The following is a 22,666-nucleotide window of genomic DNA, read 5'->3' on the forward strand; positions in this document are numbered from 1 at the left end:
ATCAGCGCGAACGCGTCCAGGGCAGCGCGTCGACCGGGCGGGGGCTCTGCTTCCACCACCAGATCGCGGGCACCAGCAGCATCAGCACCGGATAGACCGCGAGCCGGTAGCCGAACCCTTTGCCGTCGAACTGGTCGAACCCGCCGAACGCCCCGACAGCCAGCTGGATGACGGTGAGGACGAGCAGGACGATGGCTGCCCACAGAGCGGTGGGACGAGTCGACATGGCATCACCTTGGCACAACTGTCGGACGGCGTGTCCACAGCCGAGCGGGTGTCGGTGCGTCGTCCACAGGCCCGTGTCGAGCGCATCGCCATGCACCGCCCGCGCTGCCTAGCGTGAGAGTCATGAACCACCCCTCACAGCTTCCAGGCCGTCGCCGCTCCTTGTCCCTGCTCGCCGAGTTCTTCTCGTGTCAGTCCGAGCGAAGGTCAGAGGCGACTCAGGAGCGATATCCTGCGCGTGCACCAGCACCTGCACGGCTTCCTCGCCGAGGGCGACATGGCAGGTCTGCTCACGCCTCACGAGAGCGCCCGGCTGTCCGACGGCAGGAACAGCGGTCGGCACTTCCTCGATGTCTTGACGTTCGACCAGCTGGTCGTCTGTCTGCCCCGCTTCGTCGAGCCGCCTTGGCTGATGGCGCCGCCTGCCGACGCCCGCGCCCCAGATCGCGTTGGCCGCTCGGCTCATCAAGTGGCTCGACGCCTCAGGTCTCCTGGCCGTCGACGCATGCTCGTTCCTCGCGAAGCTTCGGCTGCGGTGAGGAAGGCACAGCAACGGCGCGGGCGGGGGAGTCGATCACCCGCCGACGAGTCGCGAGCGCGGTTGACCTTGCTGCAGGGCGGGCTTGCTGATCGGTGATCGCCGCTGGGGCGCCTACAGTGGACAGATGCGAACGCGCACGATCACCCACGGCCTGACAGCGGCTCTTGCGTCCTTGGCGCTGCTCACGTCGGCTGTCCAGGCAGATGCAGCGAGCTCCAACCGCTACTACGCCAACCAGACCCCCTACGGCGATCCGGCCAGCACTCCGGTGCTGTCACCGCCTGACGGCTACCAGCTGTTCTTCCTCGAGACAGTCGCGCGGCACGGTGCGCGTTCGCAGACCGACACCGCAGCTGAGAAGCGCGTGCTGTCGGTGTGGAAGAAGGCGTCCAAGAAGCGGGCACTGACGAGCCGCGGCAAGCGCTTCGACAATGACCTGAGGGCGTTCCAGAAGGCTGAACGCACGATCGGCTACGGACACCTGAGCACGATCGGCAAGGCCGAGTGGCGCGGCATCGGACGGCGCACGGCCGACAACTACGGTCAGTTCCTGTCGAAGCTCCGCGGCAGCAGGTGACAAGGTCGCGGTCGTGACCTCACCGGTCTATCGCACCAAGCAGAGCGATCGGGCGATGCGTGCGGGGCTCACTGCGACCGTCCCCGCACTGAGGTTCCTGCCTCGCAAGGTCGACAACGACCTGATCATCGAGGAGGGGTCCTCCAAACGTGGCCGGGGCCGCGATCGAGACCGTCAAGAAGCGGGCGAACGTACGTGCGACCGCCAGGCGAATCCTGCAGCGCCTCTACCGCCCCTCGTACGTCAAGACGCTCGATCACCAGGTCGACAAGGCACTCGACATCTACCGGCTCTACAGCACCGCTCCGGGCATGCGCGCTGACACGTCGATCACGTTCCGCAAGTACCTGTCCGTCAAGGACGCGCGAGTCATGGCCGAGGTGATGGACGCACGCAACTTCTACCGGTTCGGGCCGGGCGTCGCAGGGGAGCGCACGTCGTTCAAGCAGGCTGCGCCCATTCTCGACGACTTCTTCAAGCGGCTCGATCAACGCATCGCCGGTAGCCGGACGGCCGCCGTGTTCCGTCATGCGCACGGTGAGGTCACGATGCCGTTCGCCGCACTCATCAAGGCGCCGGGCAGCACCCGTGGCGCGAGCTCCAAGGCGGCGTACTCCTATCGGCGCAACCCGTGGCGTGGTCAGGTCGCTGGTCTGCTTGCCGGCAACATCGAGTGGGCTGCCTACCGCAATGCCAGCGGCAACGTGCTGGTCACGATGAGGTACAACGAGAAGCCGGTCAGGTTCTCCAGCGACTGCACGCCGTCGGCGAACGGGGCCTACTTCTACCGAGTGTCACAGCGAAGTGCCTCGGCTGAGGTCATCTGCGCAGCCGGACCAGATCGGCCAGCGCGGCATCTGACAGCTCGGTCAGCGCACCCTCGCCACCGTTGACGACGGCATCGGCCAACGAGCGCTTCGAGCGGATCAGCTCGGCGATCGACTCCTCGATCGTGCCCTCGCTGATCAGTCTGTGGACCTGCACGTTCTTGGTCTGGCCGATGCGGTGGGCACGGTCGGTCGCCTGGTCCTCGACGGCAGGGTTCCACCACCGGTCGTAGTGGATGACGTGATCGGCGCGCGTCAGGTTGAGGCCGACACCGGCAGCCTTCAGCGACAGCACGAACACCGGGATCTGGCCGCTCTGGAACGAGTGCACCATCTTCTCGCGACCGCGGACGGTGGTGCCACCGTGCAAGAACTGGTTGGCGATCTTCTTCTCGTCGAGATGGCGGGTGAGCAGCCGGCCCATCTGGGTGTACTGGGTGAAGACGAGCGTGGCGCCCTCTTCGGCGACGATCTCGTCGATCAGCTCGTCGAACACGCCGAGCTTGCCCGAACGTCCGAGCAGACGGCCTTCTTGCTCGCGCAAGAACTGCGCGGGGTGGTTGCAGATCTGCTTGAGCTGCGTCAGCAGCTTGACGACGAGACCGCGGCGCTGGATGCCCTGTGCCTGCTCGATCTGGGCCATCGTGCTGCGGACGACGGCCTCGTACAGACCGACCTGCTCGCGAGTCAGGTTGATCCGGTGATCTGTCTCGATCTTCGGCGGCAGCTCGGGCGCGATGCCCGGGTCGGACTTACGACGACGTAGGACGAACGGTCGGATGAGCTGGGACAGCCCTGTCGCCTTCTCGGTGTCGCGGCGCGCCTCGATGGCTCGCGACCACGTGCGACGGAACTGTTCGTAGGTGCCCAGCAGGCCGGGCGTCGTCCAGTCGAGGATCGCCCACAGCTCGGAGAGGTTGTTCTCGACCGGCGTGCCCGTCAGCGCAAGACGTGCGACAGCCGGGATGTCGCGGATCGCCCGCGCCGTCCGGGCATGCGGGTTCTTGATGTTCTGTGCCTCGTCGGCGACGACCAGTCCCAGCCCGGTTCGTGATCGGCGAGGATCAAGGCGTCGGCGCGCATCGTGGCGTACGTCGTGACCAGGAAGCCGTCCTTGACGTCGTCGAGCCTGCGGCGGGCACCGTGGTAGCGGTGGACGTTGACGCCGGGCGCGAATCGCTGATCTCTCGTTCCCAGTTGCCGAGCACCGAGGCCGGGCAGATCACGAGGGTCGGTGCGTTCGTCGTGACGGCGCGCTGCAGGTGCAGGGCGATCAGCATGACGGTCTTGCCGAGTCCCATGTCGTCAGCGAGCACTCCGCCGAGCCCGAGGTCGACGACTGGGTCATCCACTGCAGGCCCTGCAGCTGGTAGTCGCGCAGGTGACCGTCGAGGCCCTCAGGCTGCGTCGCAGGGGCGATGTCGCGATCTTGCACGGCCAATCGGCGGCGAACGTCTTCGAGCCAGCCGACGGTGTCGACCTCGGTACGACGGCCGTCGATCTCGAGCTCGCCGGTCACTGCTGCGCGCAGGGCCTCCAGCGGCGAGATGTCACGCGAACGCTGCTCAAGGGCTTGGCTGATCCGCGCCTTGTCGACAAAGACCCATTTGTCGCGCAGCCGGAGCAGCCCGCTCTGCGACTGCGTCGCTGCTCGAGCTCGGCAGCCGACAAGATGTCGCTGCCGAGGGCGATCTGCCAGTCGAAGGAGAACAGCTGACCGTGGGTCAACGCCGACGGACGGTCGGAGCCTGGCGTCTCCCGGCGGCGGACCACGGCGGACGTCGACAGCCGCGTCAGCGGGTGGCCAGCGGACCTCGATGCGGTTGGCCATCAGGGTGGGAGCCAGGCTGCGTTCACCCAGACGGGCGAGCGTCGGGGCTCACCGTGACGGCACCCCGCGAGTGCTCGTCGCGCAGCGTCGCCGCCGCCGGCCACAGCTGACCGAGACGCTGCAGCATCGCCGCTGTCGGCTCCCGGGCATCTTGAGCCATGGGGTGGGCCGAGCCGTTGAACAGGTCGTTGGCATCGAAGGCCGCGAAGGAGCCTGAGCGGGGGTGCACGCGCAGACGGACGACGGCGGCTTGCTCTGGCGTCGGGTGCTCGAGGAAGGACACCATCAGCGACCACGAGAACGTCGTCTCACGGGTGCGCGGAGCAGCCGCGTGCGGAGAGACGTACGCCGTTCGTTGTGGGGTCGAGGCGGCCGCCGGAGCGTCGACCTCGAGCGCCTTCATGAACGCGTTGACGGCGGTCTGGCCGGCGCCTGGGTTGGGTCCGATGGCCGCCCCTGCGCTCTGCAGCTGGAACAGCGTTGGGGTCGGGCGAGCCGAGCGCGCCGCGGGCCATGATGCGCAGGGCGAGGATCGCCGGGGTCGCCCAGGCGCGGACGGAACGGTCAGCCGACATCGTGCGGATGCCCTGGCTCGGGGCCCGATGGCCTCGTTGGCGGTGGCGGTCTGGTCACCGTCGGGAGTGTGGAAGACGAACCGGGACTCGGCCGGTGTCTCACCGACCACGAACTCGACTGGATGGCGCAGCAGCAGGCGCAGATCCATGGCGGTGGGCATCCCTCCATTGTCGCGCATCGGTTCAAATTGAGGTCGTCGGGTGCCCTTCGAAGCCTCGGTGGGATGGACGTCCCACCAGCACGGCCAGATAGGTCGTTCGGGAGCGGTCAGGTGCTCGTTCTCCGTAGCGTGCGACGCGAATGGAGAGTGACACATGACGAACAACGATCGGACCTTTCGCTCGAAGGTCTCGGATTCCAAGCTGAACACCAAGTCGGGTATCGGACTTGCGGCCGGTGTGCTGGGGCTCCTGCTCGGTCTGGGACTAGGCGCAGAGGACGTCGAGGGCGCCGTGACCGAGGCTGAGCAGGAGGCGCAACGGACCCTCGCTGACGTGCGTGAGGAGTCGGCGGCCTCACTGGCAGAGGTCGAGGCAGAGGCCCGGGCTGCCACCGAGAAGCTGGAGAGCCAGCAGGAGGCCCTCGTCGACGATGCGGTCTCTGACGCGGTGGCGGCCGAAAGGCCAAGCGCGGCAAGCTCGATCGACAAAGCGGTCGCGTCCGCGGTGAAGAAGGCTGCGAACAAGCCGGCTCCCGCCGCGAGACCTCAACCTCTGGCGTCGTCGACCGATCCCCACTTCGGCACCTGTGGCGAGGCCAATGCGGCTGGCTACGGGCCGTACCGACGCGGTGCCGACGAGGAGTACGGCTGGTACCAGGATCGGGACGGAGATGGCTTGGTCTGCGAGCGCTGAGCCCAGCGGGAGTCAAGGCCAGCTGCGGAGGTGTGGCAGGGTCGATGCATGCGATTCCGGGCCGCGTGGGTGATAGTTCCGCTGCTGCTTGCCGCAGCCTGTGGTGGCGCACCGTCCGACGATGACGCGACGGCCAAGTCGGCTCCGACACCCACGGCGACGCCGACAGTGCCCACCGCGGCGTCCACGGTGGCACCGGCCGTTCGCTATCCCGGCTCCGCCTGGGCACGATCTGAACGAGGGGACTGGTCCGAGCTCGACGCAATCCTGGCGCGGGACGGGTCGACCTGTGTCGCGGTGATCAAGGACGGTGTCCTGGTCCACGACGGCTACTGGAACGGTGGCGGCGCAGAGGTTCCGCAACGGGTCTACTCGATCACCAAGTCGCTGTCGTCGTTGCTGGTCGGGATGTACGTCGACGGGGGAGAGGTCGACCTAGACGGCTCCGCCTCGGAGCAGGTCGACGAGTGGCGCGGCGGCCCGGCTGAGGAGGTCACGGTGCGGTCGCTGCTGGCGATGACATCGGGTCGTCACGGAGACGAGTCAGCCGACCGGCACATGATCCGCGTGGCTCCCGACAAGACGGCCTACAGCGTCGGCGTCGCACAAGACCGTGGGCCCGACGAGGGATGGAGCTGCGACAACGTCGCGGCGCAGACGCTGGAGTCGGTGCTGGACGACGTCGACGAGACCGACGACGTCGTCGACATCGCGCAGCGGCGGCTGTTCGGTCCGATCGGCATGAGACACACCACCTGGGCACGTGATGCGGCGGGCAACGCGCTGACCTTCTCGGGTGTCGAGTCGACGTGCCACGACCTGGCGCGGGTCGGCCACCTGATGCTCAACGAGGGCACGTGGAAGGGCGAGCAGCTGCTGTCGGCCGACTACGTCGAGCAGGCCACGAGCCCGTCGTCCGCGCACAACGCGGCTTATGGGCTGATGTGGTGGACGAATGGACGCGGTCGCATTGTGGAGGTTCTTCGGCAGGCCGGGTTCGCCGACGACAAGGCGCCCTATGACGGGCCGCGCACCTCATGTACCGGACGATGCGTACTGGGCCTTCGGCTACGGCAACCAGTACGTCGCGGTGGTGCCGAGCGAGGGAGTCGTCGCGGTGCGGCTCGGTTCTCGGCCGGCGACCCCCGACCGGGTGACGTTCGACTCGTTCACCGCCGGTGTGTTGTCGTCGGTGGCAGCCGATCCTGCAAGCCGGTAACTGTCTGATGGCGGTGGTTGACTCGACCGCATGCACTTCGACGAACCCGGCTGGGCGCTGATCGACGACTTCTTCGCCCAGCTCGCCCGGCGGCGTTCGGCCGCGACGGTGCGTCGCTACGTCCGGGTGCATCAGCGGTTGACCGCCTTCCTCGACACCGCCGACATGACCCTTGGTCTCGGTGAGCACCGAGCTCGGCTGCTCGATGCCGAGCGGGAGTTCCACGACTCGGGTGCCTTCTGCACGCTGTACGGGACGCCAGAGCTGGTGCAGTGCCTGCCGAGCTTCCTGCACGAGACCTGGCTGCCGGCCGGACTCACTGAGTCGCGCATGCACGTCAGCGTCTGCGCCCGGCTGCTCGATCATGTGGTGCGCGAGAGGGCTGCCGAGGCAGTCATCTCTCCGACGGCGGTGGCTGACGCGACGCGGGCGATCAGCCAGGCACGACTCGACATCGAAGCCGCTGCGGCCGACGTCGTGCCTCGGGCGCCGAAGATTCCTCCTCGTCTTCTTCGCCAGCCCGGTCCTGAATGGTGATGGAGGTTCACGTGCAGAACGTGTATAGTTGAAGCATCAACTACTAGCGTTCAGGAAGCGTCATGGCCAGCTACTCGATCAACGACCTCGACAACAGGCTCATCCCGAGTGAGCTCATGCCCGCGATGTTCATCGGGCACGGCAATCCCATGCACGCGATCTCCGACAACGCCTACACCCGTACGTGGCAGGCGCTGGGGCAGGCTGCCGCAGGCTCAGGCCATCGTGGTGGTCAGCGCCCACTGGCTCACGCCGGGCGCGACCCACATCACCGACGCCCCCAAGAACCCCATCATCTACGACTTCGGTGGCTTTCCCGACGAGCTGTACCGAGTCAAGTACGAGACGTTCGGGGACGAGCAGGTCGCCAAGATCCTCGCGAGGCAGCTCGTCGAGTACGAGGCAGAGCTCGACAAGCAGTGGGGTCTCGATCACGGCACCTGGAGCGTGCTGAAGCATCTCGCGCCGGCTCCCGACGTCCCGGTCCTGCAGATCAGCATCGACTACTCGATGCCCTTGCCCGGCTGTACGCGCTCTACGGACGTTTGAGGGCGATGCGACGCCGCGGAGTCGTGTTCATCGGCAGCGGCAACATCGTCCACGCGCTCGGACGGGTCAAGTGGGACGGCGGCAGCGCCTGGGACTGGGCGCAGCAGTTCGATGCCGACACCGCCGTTGCCTTGCGTGACCGTGAGATCGGCAAGCTGATCGACCCCTACGCGACCTGGTCGGAGGCTCGCATCGCGGTGCCGACCGACGACCACTACCGGCCGATGATCGCCGCGTTGAGCTTGCTGGAGGACGGCGAGGACCTCAGGTTCTTCAACAGCTCGATCGACATGGGCGCGATCGGCATGCGGTCGTTCATCACCGTCTGAGTCAAGGCCGCATGGTCCTTGTGGACCATCTTGCGTCGAATAGCCTCGGCTGCCCGCCGCGATGGCGCATGCTGAGTGTTCTCCCACGGAAGGGGCATCACTCGATGCGCACATTCACGATGATTATCGCCGGCGTCTCGTTGGCGCTTGGCCCGGTCGCCATGGCGACCTCAGCCGATGCGGCACCCACCAAGACCTACAAGAACTGCACCCAGCTCAACAAGGTCTACCCGCACGGCGTCGGGAAGCCCGGCGCCAAGGACAAGACGTCCGGCAAGCCGGTGACCAACTTCAAGCGCAGTGCGGCGATCTACAAGCAGAACAAGAAGAGCGATCGCGACAAGGATGGCATCGCCTGCGAGAAGAGGTAGCCTCGCGGCTGCTCGGCCCCACGGTGGGGCCGAGCGACCCGCGGACAGCGTCTTTAGGCCTGGGTCTCGGCCTCGGCGACCTTGCGGTGGACTTCTTCCATGTCGAGGTCGCGGACGGCTTGGATGATCTGCTCGAGGCCAGCGGCCGGAAGGGCGCCGGGCTGCGAGAACACCAGCACGCCGTCGCGGAAGGCCATCAGTGTCGGGATGGACGTGATCTGTGCTCCCGCAGCCAGCTCTTGCTGGTCCTCGGTGTCGATCTTGGCGAACACGACGTCGGTGTGATTCTCGCTCGCGGCCTCGAAGACGGGCGCGAACTGGGCGGCAAGGACCACACCAGGACGCCCACCAGTCGATGAGCGTGATGCCCTCGGCGCCGAGGGCGTCGTCGATCGTTTCCTTGGTCAGGGTGACGGTGCTCATGGATGCCTCTCGATTGGTTGTCCGTACACGATCTTCAACTCCCGCGCGGTAGCGACAATTCCCGGGTCAGTTCTTCGTAAGATTTTTGTCCCTCGAACGTCGTCATAGATGAGGGGCGACGAACTCTTGCCCTGTAGACGCAGCTGAGCCACACGTCCGACGTGTGACTGCGGGGATGGGAGATCTCGTGAAGTACGACAGACCGGTGTGGAAGATCATGCACGAGTGCGCCGACTCGATGCCCGACGTCTTTCGGTACGAGGACGTCCGCGAATGGTTCTTCACGTTCTACCCGAAGGTCAACGAGGCCACGATCCGCGCGCACCTGATCGGTCTGACCGAGGGTGGGCGGGCCAAGCACGTGCAGTTCGCACATCGCTCCCCAGTGTTTCGGCGGGTCGCTCGCGGTGAGTACGCGCCGGTCCCGAAGGCAGAACGCGGAGAGGACCCCGAGACGACCCAGCCCACGGTCGGGCGTTTCAAGCGGGCCGGCGACTCCGACTCGTCCGCCGAGGAGACCTCGGAGGAGACCTCGGGAAAAGCCAGTAAGCCGGCGAGAGAGGACGCGCACAGCGACCCCTCGTCGGCGACCGGCCCGTTCGACCCGACGCTGGAGTCAGAGTCTCAGGCCCACGTGTTCGACATCATCTTGCTGGGCAGCCTCGGCAACCGGGTGGCGGTCCGGCCCCGGCCAAGGAGATCTTCCGTGAGCTGGGGTTCCAGCTGAGCCGGGCCGACGCCGAAGCCTCTGGGAGCAGCTGGTTCGTGCTGTCCGCCGAGCACGGTCTGCTCGCCCCGCACGAGTGGATCTCACCCGACGCTCGCACGCTTGACGAGATGGAGCCCTGCTATCGCGCGGAGTGGTCGAGCTGGGTCGTCGCGCGACTGATCTCGCTGGTCGGACGGCTCGACGGGATGTCGGTGCGCGTCGACGCGCCGGCCGAGTTCATCGGACCGTTGTTTGCCGACCTGCAGGAGGCCGGCGCCCTGGTCGCGACGGGCAATCTTCTGCACCCGCACGTGCGGCGCGACGAGCCGGCTGCCCAGCGCTGCTGATCTGCCGTGCGTGCGCCGCCTGTGCGGCACACTGGAGATGCACCTGATCGCAGGGAGGGAGTTCCTCGCCATCCAGGTCGTTCGGCCCGGGTGGCCGGCGGTGGGTGCAAGGCGCCCCCTCGGCGTCACCCGGCACGAGGCGGGTGCACGCCGAGGGTCACCGTTGTCGTGCTGCGCGGCTTGCCTGCGCCGGGCATGATCGGGGTATGGAACGTCGAACGCTGTTGACCGGAGTGGTCGTCGTCGGCGCGGCGACGTTGCTGGGGTGCAGCAGCGAGGAGGGCAAGAAGCCCGTCGTGCCAGAACCGTCGGCGACGAAGCCGGCCCCCACGGAGTCCGCACCATCGGCTCCAGCCCGCGCCGGAACGCCCAAGGTCACAGACACGATCGCCACCGGGCTCAACGTGCCGTGGGGGATCGCCTTCTTGGCCGGCGGGGGACGCCTTGATCTCCCAGCGTGACGACGGCAGCGTCGTGCGTGTCTCGACCGACGGCACGGTGACGACGCTTGGATCGGTGGCAGGTTCGAGTGGCGTGGCCGGTGGTGAGGGCGGCTTGCTCGGCATCGCGCTGGCGCCCGGCGACGACACGGTCCTCTACGCCTACGTCACGACCGCGACTGACGACCGGGTGGTGCGGATGGACATCGGCGATTCGTCCTTGGGCGAGCCCGAGCCAATCCTCACCGGCATCCCGATCGGCTCGCGACATCACGGAGGGCGTCTGCTGTTCGACGCCGAGGGAGCACTGTTCGTCTCGACCGGCGACGCTGGGACGTCTAAGCTGCCCAAGATCGCGACTCGTTGGCTGGCAAGGTGCCTCGACTCGATCGCGACGGCAAGGCCATGCCGGGGCAATCCCTTCGACAACCGCACATGGTCGTACGGACACCGCAACATCGAGGGCCTGGCCTTCGACGCCGATGGACGACTCTGGGCCTCGGAGTTCGGCGAGAAGAGCGCCGACGAGCTCAACCTGATCGAACGAGGCGGCAACTACGGCTGGCCGCAGGTCGAAGGCACCGGAGGCGGTGACGACCTCGTCGACCCCCAGGTCACCTGGGCGACCGACGACTGCTCCCCGGCGGGTATCGCGATCACCGGCTCGACGGTCTTCATCGGCGCGCTGCAGGGGGAGTGCCTGTTCGCCGTGCCGCTGGACGGTGCGACGGCCGGCAAGCCCGTCGCGCACCTCGCCGGCAAGTACGGCCGGATCCGCAGCGTGGCGGTCGCACCCGATGGTGCCCTGTGGGTCACGACCAGCAACACCGACGGTCGGGGCGACGTCCGTGACGGAGACGACCGGATCCTGCGCGTCACGGTCTGAGCGGGGCGGTCTGAGCAGGCGCACAGGACCAGAAGACCCCGGAGCCGGGCTCCGGGGTCTTCTCGTGGGTTCAGAGCGGACGGATGTTCGCGGCCTGGAGGCCCTTCTGTCCCTGCTCGACGTCGAACTCGACCTTCTGGTTCTCGTTCAGCGAACGGTAGCCACTGGTCTGGATAGCCGAGAAGTGAGCGAACACGTCCTCGCTTCCGTCGTCCGGGGCGATGAATCCAAAGCCCTTGTCAGCGTTGAACCACTTCACGGTTCCTGTTGCCATGTCCTACTCCTCATTGGCGAGATGCCACCCACGACCGTCGTGAGCGGCTGTCGCGACGTACATCCAACCTTCGAGAAGAACTAGACACCTCGAGAGGCAAACTCATTCATTCGTACGGCCCAACGTCGTGCAACTGGAAGCCACCATAGGGCAAAAACTAGGCCTGTGGGGAGGTCATCAGAGCGTGGAATGCTAAATCTGCGTGAACTCTGAAACCGGGCTCTTCGACTACTTCTTGGTGCCGAACACCTGGGCAGACCACCACACGCCATCGGCGTCCTTGACAGCGCCGACGCCGATGTAGCGCATCTTGGAGGCCAGGATGTTCTTGCGATGTCCGGAGGACTTCATCCACGCATCGACGGTCTTGGTGCCCGACGAGTAGCCGTACGCGATGTTCTCCGAGACACCGGTCAGCTTGCAGGCCTTGAGGATCTTGCGCAGTCGACCAGCACGGTGCTGGAGCTTGCCGGTGTCGGCCATCCAGCGCGCCTGGCCCTCAGCCCACCGGTCGACGCATGACCGGGCCGAGACCTTGACCTTGTCGTGGTTGACCCGGTGGGTGTTGGTGCGCTTGATGGTCTGCTTCTCGTACGTGGACGAGGAGACGGCGGCTGCCGGCGAGATCGTCGCGGTGAACACCAGCAAGATGGCGGCACTCACGGTGGCGACGTACAGGGGGAAGGTGGCCATCTGATGAGGATAGTGCCTCCAGGGTCATCGCATCTAGTTCGAAAGAACTAGATGCCCATAGTCCTTTTTGGCTAAATGTCAAGACTCCCGTTCTGGCTGAGATTTACCTAAGTTGGCTTCGTTGTGTGATCTGCGCCCCACGAGGGACGGGTCAGAAAGCGGTGAGGCGATCGCTCCACCGCATGTCGAAGCAATCAAGTAGGGGGAACAGTGAAGCGTGTGACCTCGGGGCTCGTCGGCCTCACACTCGTATCTGCGTTGGGGCTGGCGTACGCCTCACCCGGCAGTGCGGACCCAGCACCACCCGCCAACGCGGCGGACAAGCCGGTCAAGGGCGCGAAGGACGACCTGCCCAACCCGTTGGAGACGAAGCGTCGCGCGCTCCGCGAAGCCGGAGTCACCTCGGTGCTCAACGGTGACGCCACCGCGCAGCAGCGTTCAGGCAGCTCCGTCGTCAAGGTCGGCAAGGGATACAGCCCAGCCGATGCCGCCGCCCTGGCCAACCAGAAGTCGACGGCCAAGCAGCGCAAGGCCATCCAGGGCAAGAAGCAGAAGGACCAGTACGTCGAGCTTGCGCAGGAGCGTGCCGACAAGGTCTTCGTGATCCTCGCCGAGTTCGGCAACCAGCGTCATCCTGACTTCCCCGACCAGGACACCGATCCGACCGTCGCCGGCCCGACGACGTTCGAAGGGCCGCTCCGCAACCAGATCCCGAAGCCCGACCGCGCGAAGGACAACTCGACGATCTGGCAGGCCGACTACAACCGCAAGCACTACCAGGACCTCTACTTCGCCAGTGGCAAGGGCAAGGAGTCGGTCAAGACCTACTACGAGACGCAGTCGTCGGGGCGCTACACCGTTGACGGTCAGGTGCAGGACTGGGTCAAGGTGCCGTACAACGAGGCACGGTACGGCCGCGACGAGTCGTACCGCACGGTCTGGAACCTCATCCAGGACGCATTGACCGCCTGGGTCGCTGACCAGAAGGCCGCAGGTCAGACCGACGCGCAGATCAAGGCGACCATCGCGTCGTACGACAAGTACGACCGCTACGACTTCGACGGTGACGGTGACTTCAACGAGCCCGACGGCTACATCGATCACTTCCAGATCGTCCACGCCGGAGGCGACGAGGCCGACGGTGACCCGCAGCAGGGTGAGGACGCGATCTGGTCGCACCGCTGGTACGCGTTCAACACCGATGCCGGCATCACCGGACCGCCACAGAACCGCCTGGGTGGAACGCCCATCGGTGACACCGGCATCTGGGTCGGCGACTACACGATCCAGCCTGAGAACGGCGGCCTGTCGGTGTTCGTCCACGAGTACGGTCACGACCTCGGTCTGCCGGACGACTACGACACCAGCAACCTCGGCGACAACAACAGCGAGTACTGGACGTTGATGGCGCAGAGCAGGCTCAACGGCAAGGGTGAGGCTCTCGGCACCCGTCCCGGAGACCTCGGTGCCTGGAACAAGCTGCAGCTGGGCTGGCTCGACTACGAGGTCATCGCGACCAAGCAGAAGAAGACGCTCGAGCCTCGGTCCGCAGGAGTACAACACCAAGAAGGCTCAGGCCGCGGTGGTGGTGCTGCCCAAGAAGCCAGTCGCGAAGGACAACGGCGCTCCGGCGTCCGGAACCAAGCAGTTCTTCTCCGGCTCGGCTGACGACCTGGCCAACTCGATGACGACCGATGTCGACCTGACCGGCAAGACCGGTGGGGTGCTGGCTGCCAAGGTCCGCTACGCGATCGAGGCCGGCTACGACTACGCCTACATCCAGGCCTCGACCGATGGCGGCTCCACGTGGCAGTCGCTCGACGGAACCATCAACGGCACCCCGATCGCCGACGACCCGTCGGGCAACCCGGCGATCGACGGTGAGCAGGAGGCGTGGGCAGACCTCAACGTCCCGCTGGGCGCCTACGACGGGCAGAAAGATCAAGCTGCGCTTCTTCTACAAGACCGATGGTGGCGTGGCTGAAGCCGGACTGTTCGTCGACGACGTCACGGTCAAGGCCGGCAGCGAGACCGTGCTCTCGGACGGCGCCGAGGAAGGTGGACCGGCCTGGACGTTCGACGGCTTCTCGATCGTGGGAGCGACCACGAACGAGCTGTACGACAACTACTACATCGCCGGGCACCGGTCGTACGTCTCGTACGACAAGTACCTCACGACGGGGCCGTACAACTTCGGCTTCCTCAACACCAAGCCGGACTACGCCGAGCACTACAAGTACGGTCACGGCCTGCTGATCTCGTACTGGGACACGTCGGTGAACGACAACAACACCAACGTCCACCCTGGCACGGGTCGCAACTTGATCATCGATGCCAACCCGGCGCCGATCACCAACATCGTGACGGGTGCCCCGTGGCGAGCACGGATCCAGATGTACGACGCTCCGTTCTCGTTGCACAAGGCCGACTCGATGACGCTGCACACCAACGGCAAGCCGAGCTACATCCGTGGTCAGGCAGCCAAGCCGTTGTTCGATGACACCAAGAAGTACTGGTATGCCGAGCTCCCCCAACCACGGAGTGAAGCTGCCGGCAGCCGGTGTCAAGATCCGGGTCCTGAAGGAGAAGGGAACCGGCATGAAGGTCAAGTTCAACTAGACCTGCACCAGATAGTGGTGACTGAGCGACCTGTCCGGGCCCCGGAAAGGTCGCTCAGTCACCGTCCCGGTGGGGACGGACGACGGCGTCCGGCAGCAGTCCCGCTCAGAGGTCGTAGTCGATGACCAGCGGTGCGTGATCGGACCAGCGCTCGGCCCAGCTCTCGGCGCGATCGACGACAGCGGTCGTGGCCGTGGCGGCGAGCTCGGGCGTGGCCATCTGGTAGTCGATGCGCCAGCCGGTGTCGGTGTCGAAGGCCTGCCCTCGCATGGACCACCACGTGTAGGGACCGGGCACTTCGCCGGCCACGGCGCGGTGCACGTCGACCCATCCCAGCTCGCCGAAGTAGCGGTCGAAGTAGGCGCGCTCCTCGGGCAGGAAGCCGGCCTTCTTCTGGTTGGCCTTCCAGTTCTTGATGTCGAGCTCGGTGTGGCCGACGTTGAGGTCGCCGGTGATGACCGCGTGCGCGCCGGTCGCGCGGATCTCGGCCATGCGGACGGCCATCTGCTCCATGAACCGATACTTGTCTTCCTGGCGTGGAGTGCCGGCCTCACCGGAGTGGACGTAGGCCGACACGGTGGTCAGCGTGGAGCCGTCAGGAAGCACGATGTCGGACTCGATCCACCGTCCGGCGTCGTCGAAGTAGTCGTCACCGTTGCCGACCCGGTGCGCGGTCGGCGCGACCCGGCTGAGAATCGCGACTCCGGCGCGTCCCTTGGCGGCAGCCTCGGTATGCACGACGTGATAGCCCGACGTCGACAAGATCTCGCGCACGATGTCGTCGGGCGCCCGAACTTCTTGCAACGTCACGACGTCGGCGTCGCGGGCGGCGAGCCACTCGCTGAGACCTGAGCTCTGCCCGCGGGTCTTGTTGTGGGCGGCACGGATGCCATTGACGTTGACGGTCGCAATTCGAAGCACGGCCTCACTGTAACGAGGCCCTCCGTCAAGAACTCACGTGGACGCGACGAGGCTCGCGATCACGGCGACGAGCGCGGGACCGCCCTGGATCGTGGCGGCACGAGCGTAGGACCTGCCTGTCGAGATCAGCACCAACGCGGCCGCAAGCATGCTGCCGCAGGCGAACACGATGAGCGTCCAGCCGATCGTGTCGTGGGTGTCGCTCGCCAGGATGATCGCGATGCCCGTCGCGGCGCCCACTGCCAGGAACAAGTTGTAGAAGCCCTGGTTGTACGCCAGCGACGCCGTCGTGTCGGCATCCTCCTGCGATGCCAGGCCGAACGTCTTCCACGTCGACGGCTGACGCCAGCTGAACGACTCCAGCTTGAAGAACAGGACGTGCAGAGCGGAGGCAATTGCGGCAAAGATGAGCGCGACGGCTGTCATGTCAGGCAATCTAGTCGGATATTTCACACGACCGGTAGGTTGTGTGATCGTGTCGTGTGCACAACCGCACGAATCTTGGAAGATCGAGGGGGGTGAGCACGAGTGCCCGACATCTTCTCGCGCGCCGACACCGACAGCTCGGTGCTCCGGCAGATCATCGAGGCGACGCCCAACGCGATGGTCATGGTCGACGAGCAGGGCCTGATCGTGCTGGTCAACTCCGAGACCGAGCAGCTGTTCGGACACGACCGGGAGCGGCTGCTGACGATGGGCGTCGAAGACCTCATCCCCGAACGTTTCCAAAGCAGCTACGCGAGCCTCCGCGAAGGGTTCCTGTCTCGTCAGGACGCCCGGCAGATCGGCGCCCGACGCGCGCTGTTCGGACGTCATGCCAGTGGCCGGGAGTTCCCGATCGAGATCGGCCTCAACCCGATGCAGCTGCGTGGCAAGACATATGTGCTCGCCTCGATGATCGACATGACCGAGCGGATCCTGGCGGCAGCCGTCGAGAACGCGCGACAGGTCGACACCCTGCGCCGGTCGATCCTCGACAGCCTTCCGTTCAGCATCGTCGCCACCGATCCTGACGGCACGATCGTGGCGGCCAACCCCGCGGCGGAGCGTCTCCTTCGGTTCGATCGCGACGGCTGGTCGGTTCGCCGATCTCTGCCCTGCGCGAGAGCGTCGGGCTCCCAGCGACGTTGTGGAGCACCGGACCCGATCCGGTGGAGGAGCGCGAGGTCGACTACCTGCGCAAGGACGGGACCACGATCCCGGTCAACGAGGCGATCGCCCTCATCAGGGGCGAGGCCGGCGAGGTCAGCGGGTTCCTCTCGGTGGCGTACGACATCACGCAGCGGCGCGAGGCCGAGTCGTTGATCAGGCACCTGGCGCACTTCGACTTCCTGACCGATCTGCCCAACCGCACCAAGCTCGCCGAACGACTCGACGCCGACCTGCGCACCGCCAGTCGGACCGGCCAAGGAGTCGCGGTGGCGCTGATCGACCTCGACCACTTCAAGCGGGTCAACGACTCCCTGGGACATCACGTCGGCGACGAGCTGCTGGTCAAGATGGCCGCCCGGCTGCAGCAGCACGTCGGTCCTCACGACCTGGTCGCTCGATTCGGCGGAGACGAGTTCGTGCTCGTCATGATCGACGCGATGTCCCCGGCACAGGTGCAGCGGCGGGTCATGACTGTCCTGGACGCCATCCCCGAGCCGATCGAGTGCGGCGGCCACGAGATCATCCTGACCGCGAGCGTCGGTCTGGCGATGTACCCGTTCGGGGGACAGGACGCCATGACGCTGCTGAAGCACGCTGACACCGCGATGTACCAGGCGAAGCTGGCGACACGTAACTCGTTCCGGTGGTTCGAGCCGGCCATGCTGGCCGAGTCCAACGACAAGCTGGCGTTGGCGGCGGCGCTCAGACGTGCTCTCGACCGCGACGAGATCGACGTCCACTACCAGATCCAGATCTCGCTCGACTCCGACAAGGTCGTGGGCGTCGAGGCCTTGGCGCGCTGGCGGCGTTGCGACGGGACCTCCGTCCCGCCCGACCGGTTCATCCCGGTCGCTGAGGACAACGGGCTGATCATCCGGCTGGGCGAGCTGGTCCTGCGGCAGGCCTGTCGTGACGCCGTGTCGCTGTCGGCCGAGCTCGGCTATCCGCTCAAGCTGGCCGTCAACGTCTCACCTCGGCAGTTCCACGATCGCAACTGGCTGCGGGTGCTGCGGCAGGCGCTGACCGAGTCGGGTCTGCCGGCCGAACAGCTGGAGCTGGAGATCACCGAGGGAATCTTCATGGAGGACCCCCGCGAGGTGATCGACGTGATCCAGACGGTGCGTTCGCTCGGCGTCGGCATCGTGATCGACGACTTCGGAACTGGGTTCTCCAGCCTCGCGTACCTCACACGATTCCCGATCGACAAGATCAAGATCGACCGCTCTTTCATCAACGAGGTCGTCTCGGACCCCGCCGACGCGGTGATCGTCAACGCCATCATCGTGATGGCCCACGCCCTGGGGCTGGTCGTCGTCGGTGAGGGCGTCGAGACGATCGAGCAGGAAGCCTACCTGCGTGCGCGGGGATGCGACGAGGTGCAGGGGTTTCGGTACAGCCCGGCGGTGTCGTTGCGTGGCTGCCGGCGGCGGTCGGCGCCTGACGGTGCCCCGACCGCGAGAACGCTGAACCGTCAGAACTCTTCGTGGCTGCGCGGATCTCCGCCGATGCGCTGACCGGTCTGCAGCCCCGCGACGAGCTGCAGGTCATCGCTGTCGAGCCGAAGTCGAAGATGTCGAGATTGGCCCTGAACCGTTCTGGGGTGGCCGACTTCGGGATAGGAGAAGCACCGATCTGGGTGTGCCAGCGCAGCACGACCTGCGCAGGTGACTTGCCGTGCTTGGTGCCGATCTCTGCGAGTGCCGGGTGCTCGAGAAGGTCGGTCCCGCGTCCGATCGGTGACCAGCTCTGGGTCAGGATGCCGAGCTTCTCGTCGGCGGCACGCTGCTCAGCCTGGGGAAAGTACGGGTGAAGCTCGACCTGGTTGACTGCCGGTACGACGCCGGTGTCGGCGATGATCCGGTCGAGGTGCTCGGGCAGGAAGTTGGACACGCCGATCGACGTCGTGAGTCCTGCGTCGCGCAGCTCGATCAACGCATGCCACGTCTCGACGTACAGGTCGGCACTGGGATTGGGCCAGTGGATCAGGTACAGGTCGACGTGGTCGAGACCCAGCCGTTCGAGGGAGGCCTCGAGCTCTCTGCGAGGACCGTCTGCCCCATGGGCGCTGCCGCGCAGCTTCGTCGTGACGAACAGCTCGTCACGGTTGACGGAGGAGCCGGCGATACCTCGTCCAACCTGCGTCTCGTTCTCGTAGCGGGTGGCCGTGTCGATCAAACGGTAGCCGGTGTCGATCGCCTCGACGATGAGATCTGGGTCGTCGATCTTGTACGTTCCGAAGCCGATCGCTGGAATGGCAAGGCCATCGTTGAGCTCGATCACAGGTGCAGGCGTCATGATTCCCAACGTACGCGGTTCGGGTGGGCGGTGCTCCCGGGGCACCGCTAAGTTTTTTTCTCGACAGAAGTGGCAGCGTGCCAACAGGGAGGACGACCTCGTCGATGTCAGCTCACCACGAAGTACACCGGGTTCCGGTGGAACACAGATTGTTGGGGCTCGACAGACGCTCCCTTCCGTACGCTGGAGTCGCCTTCGCGGTGATTGCGCTGTGGGCGTGGATCATGCCGTGGGTCAACGACCAGGTGGCGTGGGACGACCCGGTGCGCGCAGGTGAGTCGATCCAGGTGACCGACGACGTCACCATGACCGCGGCCTCCGGCTGGGGCGTGATCAGCGGGCTGCGCACGACCGACGAGACGCGCGGCGGCGAGAAGGCCGTCGGTCAGGTCGTCCTCGTCAAGAGCGGGGTCGCGTTCACGACGCTTCAAGGGCCCTTCGACGGTAGTGCTCGTGCCCTGTTGAGCAGCGTCGAACGCATCGCTGCGACCGGCGGTGCTGACTTCCACACCTCGAGCAGCATCCGCAACGTGACGACGGCTTCGGGCCTCCGAGGCGTCGCGCAAGACTTCGCCTCCGGGCGCAACGTCGGAACTGTGACGACCTTCGTCGTCGGCGGGGTCGGCATCGAGGTCCAGGTCGTCGGGCCCGAGGCCCAGCTGGCGGCCCTCAGCTCAGAGACCGATGCGATGATCGCCTCGCTCGCCCGTGACGGAAGCGGTGCATCATGACAGCTCTTCAGCAGTCGCCAGACCTGATCGAGCGGCGCGCTGCCGCGATCGACGAATCGGGCTGGGGCCGACGCTTCCACTTCTTCCAGCCGCGCAACGCGTGCTGGTGGGTCTACCTCCTTCTGGTCGTGCTCGGTGCACGAGAGCTGTACCGTCTGGCGGCGCCGACGGCTGAGGTGTTCGAGGCGGCGAACCTGGCTGCCCTCGGCTCGGCCGGCGTCTTCTGCCTGCTGTTCCTGTTGTTCCTGCACCACGTCGACCGCTACGAGCGGACGCCCGCATCATTGGCCGTCGTCGGGTTCCTTGGCGGCGGCATCGGAGCCACGTGGGCCATGGCGTTGCCCGGCAATGCGGCGCTGATGGACCTGTACACGAAGACCTTCGGCCAGGCTTGGGCAAGCGACTGGAAGGCAGGACTGACGGCACCGCTGGTCGAGGAGACTGCCAAGGGCGTCGTCTTCGTGCTGCTGCTGGGCCTTGCCTCCGGAGTGATTCGTACGGTGTACGACGGCTTGATCGTCGGAGCGTTCATCGGTCTCGGGTTCCAGGTGCTGGAGGACATGCTCTACGGGCAGAACAGTGCTTACCAGCACTTCGGCGTCGACCAGGTGGGTTCGGTGCTGCAGACCTTCGTGCTGCGATCGGCGACCGGTATCGCCTCGCACGGGATGTACACCGCGATCTTCGCGGCCGGCATCATCTACCTCGTCGGCACCTCAGCGCAGCCTCGTCGGGTCGGGCGTGGCCTGATGCTGATCGTGGGCGCGATGGTCGTGCACGGTGCCTGGGACTCGATGCCTGCCCTGGCGGACGGCAACGGGTTCGGTGTTGCCGCGCTGATGCTGGGCATCACCGTCGCCAGCATCCTGATCCTGCTCACGGCGCTGCGCTGGGGGCTCACCGTGAGCGCGGTTGGCTGCACGACGTGCTGGCCCCTGAGGTCGAGAACGGCACGATCACCGAGCTCCAGCTGACAGCACTTTTCAGGTTAGCGCTCCCACCGGCGCAAGGATCGCAAGGCCGCCGTCCGAGGACGGGCTCACGGCGTCAGCCGACGCCGCGAGAAGCACGTGCTCGCGGCGAGTCTCGACCTGGCACACGACCTCAGCGAGAGCGGCGGCCACGACAGCCCCGCCGTGGTCCACTCGCGCGAAGAGATCGCCCGGCTGCGCACCAGGTAGTCAGCCGCTGTCGGGCCGCCGCTCTGCCGGCGGCCCGGCCGCTGAACAGGCAGCCGCCCAAGAACGTCCCTTCGAGGCTGTTGTAGCCGTGCACGCCGCCTCCACCGAACCCGGCGACCTCTCCGGCGGCGAACAAGCCATCGAGCGGCTGACCGTCGGCGCCGATGACCTGGGAGTCGAGATTGGTCTCGAGTCCGCCGAGCGACTTGCGGGTCAGCACGTGGAGACGTACCGCGATCAACGGCCCCTTCTTCGGGTCGAGGATCTTGTGCGGGCTCGCGACCCGGATCAGCTTGTCACCGCGGTAGGAACGCGCCTGGCGCAGAGCCGCGATCTGCAGGTCCTTCGTGAAGTCGTTGTCGAGCTCGCGGTCACGTTCCTCGATCTGGCGTCGGACGACGGCGACATCCACGGGGGGAGTCGGGGGTCAACGCGTTCATGCCGGCGACCAGCCGTCGAGCGTGTCGGCGACGACGAAGTCTTCGCCGTGGGACTTGAACGCCTCCACCGGGCTCGTCGCACCCTTCGACAGACGTTCCTTCGCCAGCGTCTTGATGCTCTTGCCGGTCAGGTCGGGGTTCTGCTCCTGCCCCGAGAGGGCGAACTCCTTCTCGATGATCGCCTGCGTCAGGACGAACCACGAGTGGTCGTGGCCGCTGTGACGCAGGATCTTCAAGGTGCCGAGGGTGTCGAATCCGGGCAGCCCGGGGATCGGCAGCCTCTGGCCGGAGCCGTCGAGCCACAGCGACGACGGACCAGGCAGGATGCGGATGCCGTGCTGGGGCCAGATGGGGTCGAAGTTCTTGATGCCCTCGACGTAGTGCCACATGCGGTCGCGGTTGATGTGGCTGGCGCCGGCCTTCTCGGCGATGCCAAGCATGCGACCGTCGACGTGGGCCGGGACGCCCGAGATCATGTGCGCCGGGGAGTGCCGAGCCGCTCGGGCCAGTTCGCGCGGACGAGGTCGTGGTTGCCGCCGATGCCTCCCGTCGTCACGATGACGGCCTGGGCGGTCATCGTGAACTCTCCGATCGACGTCCGTGACGTCGGCGCGGCACGCTCGGCGTCCGTCGGCTCCAAGACCTGCCCGCTGATGCCCGTGACGGCGCCGTCGGTGACGATCAGCTCGTCGACCTGGTGCCGGAACGCAAACTGCACGAGACCGCGCTCATGGCCCGCACGCACCGTCCGTTCGAACAGCTCGACCAGCGCGGGACCGGTGCCCCACGTGATGTGGAATCGCGGCACCGAGTTGCCGTGGCCGCCGGCAAGACCTCCGCCGCGCTCGGCCCAGCCCACGACAGGGAACACGCTGTGCCCGCGTTCCTTGAGCCAGGCCTGCTTCTCGCCGGCCGCGAAGTGCACGTACGCCTCGGCCCACCGACGCGGGTTGGCATCCTCCGGACGATCGAACTGGGCGCTGCCCATCCAGTCCTGCATCGCCAGGTCGACCGAGTCCTTGATGCCCATCCGGCGTTGCTGGACCGAGTCGACGAAGAACAACCCTCCGAACGACCAGAAGGCCTGGCCACCCAAGCCCTGTTCGCCTTCCTGGTCGA

The 22,666-nt window shown here is 66.3% G+C and carries 30 protein-coding genes and 3 pseudogenes; 20 read left to right on the forward strand and 13 right to left on the reverse strand.

The features are described 5' to 3' along the window. Position 1: 1 nt before the first annotated feature. Positions 2-226: a hypothetical protein gene (locus ACHMWU_RS17585; RefSeq protein WP_396045550.1), complete on the reverse strand. Its 225-nt coding sequence runs from the start codon at positions 224-226 to the stop codon at positions 2-4. Between the two features lie 237 nt (positions 227-463). Between ACHMWU_RS17585 and ACHMWU_RS17590 the strand changes: the two genes are divergently transcribed. The 3 genes from ACHMWU_RS17590 (at position 464) to ACHMWU_RS17600 (ending at position 2,236) form a co-directional block, all read left to right on the forward strand. Continuing rightward, entirely contained in the window at positions 464-862 is a 399-nt protein-coding gene (locus tag ACHMWU_RS17590) for a hypothetical protein (protein WP_396045552.1), read from the forward strand. Positions 863-890: 28 nt separating this feature from the next. Next, a complete protein-coding gene (locus ACHMWU_RS17595) occupies positions 891-1,343 on the forward strand; it encodes a hypothetical protein (RefSeq protein WP_396045555.1) in 453 nt (150 codons plus the stop codon). A 149-nt stretch (positions 1,344-1,492) separates the two neighbouring features. Next, positions 1,493-2,236, forward strand: a complete 744-nt coding sequence (locus ACHMWU_RS17600; protein WP_396045557.1) for a hypothetical protein — start codon at positions 1,493-1,495, stop codon at positions 2,234-2,236. Here ACHMWU_RS17600 and ACHMWU_RS17605 read toward each other — a convergent pair. Genes ACHMWU_RS17605 through ACHMWU_RS17620 form a run of 4 tightly spaced genes read right to left on the reverse strand, consistent with a single transcriptional unit; the run spans position 2,163 to position 4,737 of the window. After that, positions 2,163-3,347 (reverse strand): DEAD/DEAH box helicase, encoded by a 1,185-nt coding sequence (locus ACHMWU_RS17605; protein ID WP_396046864.1) that lies wholly within the window; start codon positions 3,345-3,347, stop codon positions 2,163-2,165. The two genes, ACHMWU_RS17600 and ACHMWU_RS17605, sit on opposite strands and share 74 nt — an antisense overlap. Beyond that, positions 3,235-3,471: an SNF2-related protein gene (locus ACHMWU_RS17610; RefSeq protein WP_396045559.1), complete on the reverse strand. Its 237-nt coding sequence runs from the start codon at positions 3,469-3,471 to the stop codon at positions 3,235-3,237. Before ACHMWU_RS17610 ends, ACHMWU_RS17605 begins: the two co-directional genes overlap by 113 nt. Further along, the gene (locus ACHMWU_RS17615; RefSeq protein ID WP_396045561.1) at positions 3,444-4,001 is read right to left on the reverse strand and encodes a hypothetical protein; all 558 of its coding nucleotides are present in this window, start codon (positions 3,999-4,001) and stop codon (positions 3,444-3,446) included. The genes ACHMWU_RS17610 and ACHMWU_RS17615 overlap by 28 nt, the downstream gene beginning before the upstream one ends. A gap of 22 nt (positions 4,002-4,023) precedes the next feature. Beyond that, positions 4,024-4,737: a hypothetical protein gene (locus tag ACHMWU_RS17620; RefSeq protein ID WP_396045563.1), complete on the reverse strand. Its 714-nt coding sequence runs from the start codon at positions 4,735-4,737 to the stop codon at positions 4,024-4,026. 154 nt (positions 4,738-4,891) lie between these two features. Between ACHMWU_RS17620 and ACHMWU_RS17625 the strand changes: the two genes are divergently transcribed. The 6 genes from ACHMWU_RS17625 (at position 4,892) to ACHMWU_RS17650 (ending at position 8,436) form a co-directional block, all read left to right on the forward strand. After that, positions 4,892-5,431, forward strand: a complete 540-nt coding sequence (locus ACHMWU_RS17625) for an excalibur calcium-binding domain-containing protein (RefSeq protein ID WP_396045565.1) — start codon at positions 4,892-4,894, stop codon at positions 5,429-5,431. A 48-nt stretch (positions 5,432-5,479) separates the two neighbouring features. Continuing rightward, the gene (locus tag ACHMWU_RS17630) at positions 5,480-6,658 is read left to right on the forward strand and encodes a serine hydrolase domain-containing protein (protein ID WP_396045567.1); all 1,179 of its coding nucleotides are present in this window, start codon (positions 5,480-5,482) and stop codon (positions 6,656-6,658) included. 22 nt (positions 6,659-6,680) lie between these two features. Beyond that, entirely contained in the window at positions 6,681-7,187 is a 507-nt protein-coding gene (locus tag ACHMWU_RS17635) for a hypothetical protein (RefSeq protein WP_396045569.1), read from the forward strand. Between the two features lie 108 nt (positions 7,188-7,295). Beyond that, on the forward strand, positions 7,296-7,736 hold the full coding sequence (locus ACHMWU_RS17640; RefSeq protein ID WP_396045571.1) for a dioxygenase: 441 nt from the start codon (positions 7,296-7,298) through the stop codon (positions 7,734-7,736). 5 nt (positions 7,737-7,741) lie between these two features. Further along, the gene (locus tag ACHMWU_RS17645; RefSeq protein ID WP_396045573.1) at positions 7,742-8,065 is read left to right on the forward strand and encodes a dioxygenase; all 324 of its coding nucleotides are present in this window, start codon (positions 7,742-7,744) and stop codon (positions 8,063-8,065) included. 104 nt (positions 8,066-8,169) lie between these two features. Next, entirely contained in the window at positions 8,170-8,436 is a 267-nt protein-coding gene (locus ACHMWU_RS17650) for an excalibur calcium-binding domain-containing protein (protein WP_396045575.1), read from the forward strand. Positions 8,437-8,489: 53 nt separating this feature from the next. Here the strand turns inward: ACHMWU_RS17650 and ACHMWU_RS17655 are convergent. Further along, positions 8,490-8,859: pseudogene (locus ACHMWU_RS17655) on the reverse strand (thioredoxin family protein). Between the two features lie 187 nt (positions 8,860-9,046). Here ACHMWU_RS17655 and ACHMWU_RS17660 point away from each other — a divergent pair. The 4 genes from ACHMWU_RS17660 (at position 9,047) to ACHMWU_RS17675 (ending at position 11,241) form a co-directional block, all read left to right on the forward strand. Then, the gene (locus tag ACHMWU_RS17660) at positions 9,047-9,586 is read left to right on the forward strand and encodes a hypothetical protein (RefSeq protein WP_396045577.1); all 540 of its coding nucleotides are present in this window, start codon (positions 9,047-9,049) and stop codon (positions 9,584-9,586) included. Continuing rightward, entirely contained in the window at positions 9,583-9,915 is a 333-nt protein-coding gene (locus ACHMWU_RS17665) for a DUF6884 domain-containing protein (protein ID WP_396046866.1), read from the forward strand. Before ACHMWU_RS17660 ends, ACHMWU_RS17665 begins: the two co-directional genes overlap by 4 nt. Before the next feature lie 206 nt (positions 9,916-10,121). Further along, positions 10,122-10,376, forward strand: a complete 255-nt coding sequence (locus ACHMWU_RS17670; protein ID WP_396045579.1) for a hypothetical protein — start codon at positions 10,122-10,124, stop codon at positions 10,374-10,376. Positions 10,377-10,389: 13 nt separating this feature from the next. After that, positions 10,390-11,241: a PQQ-dependent sugar dehydrogenase gene (locus tag ACHMWU_RS17675; protein WP_396045581.1), complete on the forward strand. Its 852-nt coding sequence runs from the start codon at positions 10,390-10,392 to the stop codon at positions 11,239-11,241. Between the two features lie 70 nt (positions 11,242-11,311). Here ACHMWU_RS17675 and ACHMWU_RS17680 read toward each other — a convergent pair whose 3' ends face one another. After that, entirely contained in the window at positions 11,312-11,515 is a 204-nt protein-coding gene (locus tag ACHMWU_RS17680) for a cold-shock protein (RefSeq protein ID WP_056607991.1), read from the reverse strand. A gap of 228 nt (positions 11,516-11,743) precedes the next feature. Beyond that, the gene (locus ACHMWU_RS17685; protein WP_396045584.1) at positions 11,744-12,208 is read right to left on the reverse strand and encodes a CAP domain-containing protein; all 465 of its coding nucleotides are present in this window, start codon (positions 12,206-12,208) and stop codon (positions 11,744-11,746) included. A 210-nt stretch (positions 12,209-12,418) separates the two neighbouring features. On the opposite strand from ACHMWU_RS17685, the gene ACHMWU_RS17690 reads away from it, so the two are divergent. Genes ACHMWU_RS17690 through ACHMWU_RS17700 form a run of 3 tightly spaced genes read left to right on the forward strand, consistent with a single transcriptional unit; the run spans position 12,419 to position 14,952 of the window. Then, positions 12,419-13,876, forward strand: a complete 1,458-nt coding sequence (locus tag ACHMWU_RS17690) for an immune inhibitor A domain-containing protein (RefSeq protein WP_396045586.1) — start codon at positions 12,419-12,421, stop codon at positions 13,874-13,876. After that, positions 13,797-14,192 carry a hypothetical protein gene (locus ACHMWU_RS17695; protein WP_396045588.1) on the forward strand — a complete coding sequence of 132 codons (396 nt, stop codon included), beginning with the start codon at positions 13,797-13,799 and terminating at the stop codon, positions 14,190-14,192. The genes ACHMWU_RS17690 and ACHMWU_RS17695 overlap by 80 nt, the downstream gene beginning before the upstream one ends. Next, positions 14,185-14,952, forward strand: a complete 768-nt coding sequence (locus tag ACHMWU_RS17700) for a hypothetical protein (protein WP_396045590.1) — start codon at positions 14,185-14,187, stop codon at positions 14,950-14,952. Before ACHMWU_RS17695 ends, ACHMWU_RS17700 begins: the two co-directional genes overlap by 8 nt. Here the strand turns inward: ACHMWU_RS17700 and ACHMWU_RS17705 are convergent. Then, positions 14,933-15,748, reverse strand: a complete 816-nt coding sequence (locus ACHMWU_RS17705) for an exodeoxyribonuclease III (protein WP_396045592.1) — start codon at positions 15,746-15,748, stop codon at positions 14,933-14,935. The genes ACHMWU_RS17700 and ACHMWU_RS17705 overlap by 20 nt on opposite strands. Before the next feature lie 33 nt (positions 15,749-15,781). Then, the gene (locus ACHMWU_RS17710) at positions 15,782-16,174 is read right to left on the reverse strand and encodes a DUF1304 domain-containing protein (RefSeq protein ID WP_396045594.1); all 393 of its coding nucleotides are present in this window, start codon (positions 16,172-16,174) and stop codon (positions 15,782-15,784) included. Between the two features lie 102 nt (positions 16,175-16,276). Here ACHMWU_RS17710 and ACHMWU_RS17715 point away from each other — a divergent pair, with 102 nt between their 5' ends. Together ACHMWU_RS17715 and ACHMWU_RS17720 are read left to right on the forward strand one after the other, a co-directional pair. Next, the gene (locus ACHMWU_RS17715) at positions 16,277-17,053 is read left to right on the forward strand and encodes a PAS domain-containing protein (RefSeq protein ID WP_396045596.1); all 777 of its coding nucleotides are present in this window, start codon (positions 16,277-16,279) and stop codon (positions 17,051-17,053) included. Beyond that, positions 16,945-18,414 carry a putative bifunctional diguanylate cyclase/phosphodiesterase gene (locus tag ACHMWU_RS17720; protein WP_396046868.1) on the forward strand — a complete coding sequence of 490 codons (1,470 nt, stop codon included), beginning with the start codon at positions 16,945-16,947 and terminating at the stop codon, positions 18,412-18,414. The genes ACHMWU_RS17715 and ACHMWU_RS17720 overlap by 109 nt, the downstream gene beginning before the upstream one ends. A gap of 106 nt (positions 18,415-18,520) precedes the next feature. Here the strand turns inward: ACHMWU_RS17720 and ACHMWU_RS17725 are convergent. Further along, positions 18,521-19,195: pseudogene (locus ACHMWU_RS17725) on the reverse strand (aldo/keto reductase); the annotation flags it as partial. 152 nt (positions 19,196-19,347) lie between these two features. Between ACHMWU_RS17725 and ACHMWU_RS17730 the strand changes: the two are divergent. Both ACHMWU_RS17730 and ACHMWU_RS17735 read left to right on the forward strand, forming a co-directional pair. Next, on the forward strand, positions 19,348-19,926 hold the full coding sequence (locus ACHMWU_RS17730; protein WP_396045598.1) for a hypothetical protein: 579 nt from the start codon (positions 19,348-19,350) through the stop codon (positions 19,924-19,926). Then, on the forward strand, positions 19,923-20,900 hold the full coding sequence (locus ACHMWU_RS17735) for a PrsW family intramembrane metalloprotease (protein ID WP_396045600.1): 978 nt from the start codon (positions 19,923-19,925) through the stop codon (positions 20,898-20,900). The genes ACHMWU_RS17730 and ACHMWU_RS17735 overlap by 4 nt, the downstream gene beginning before the upstream one ends. Before the next feature lie 130 nt (positions 20,901-21,030). Here the strand turns inward: ACHMWU_RS17735 and ACHMWU_RS17740 are convergent, their stop codons facing one another. Then, positions 21,031-21,519 carry an FAD-binding protein gene (locus ACHMWU_RS17740; protein ID WP_396045602.1) on the reverse strand — a complete coding sequence of 163 codons (489 nt, stop codon included), beginning with the start codon at positions 21,517-21,519 and terminating at the stop codon, positions 21,031-21,033. A gap of 24 nt (positions 21,520-21,543) precedes the next feature. Continuing rightward, a pseudogene (locus ACHMWU_RS17745) lies at positions 21,544-22,643 on the reverse strand (FAD-binding dehydrogenase). Positions 22,644-22,666: the final 23 nt, after the last annotated feature.

The organism is Aeromicrobium sp. UC242_57 (assembly GCF_044452305.1).
Lineage (GTDB): Bacteria > Actinomycetota > Actinomycetes > Propionibacteriales > Nocardioidaceae > Aeromicrobium.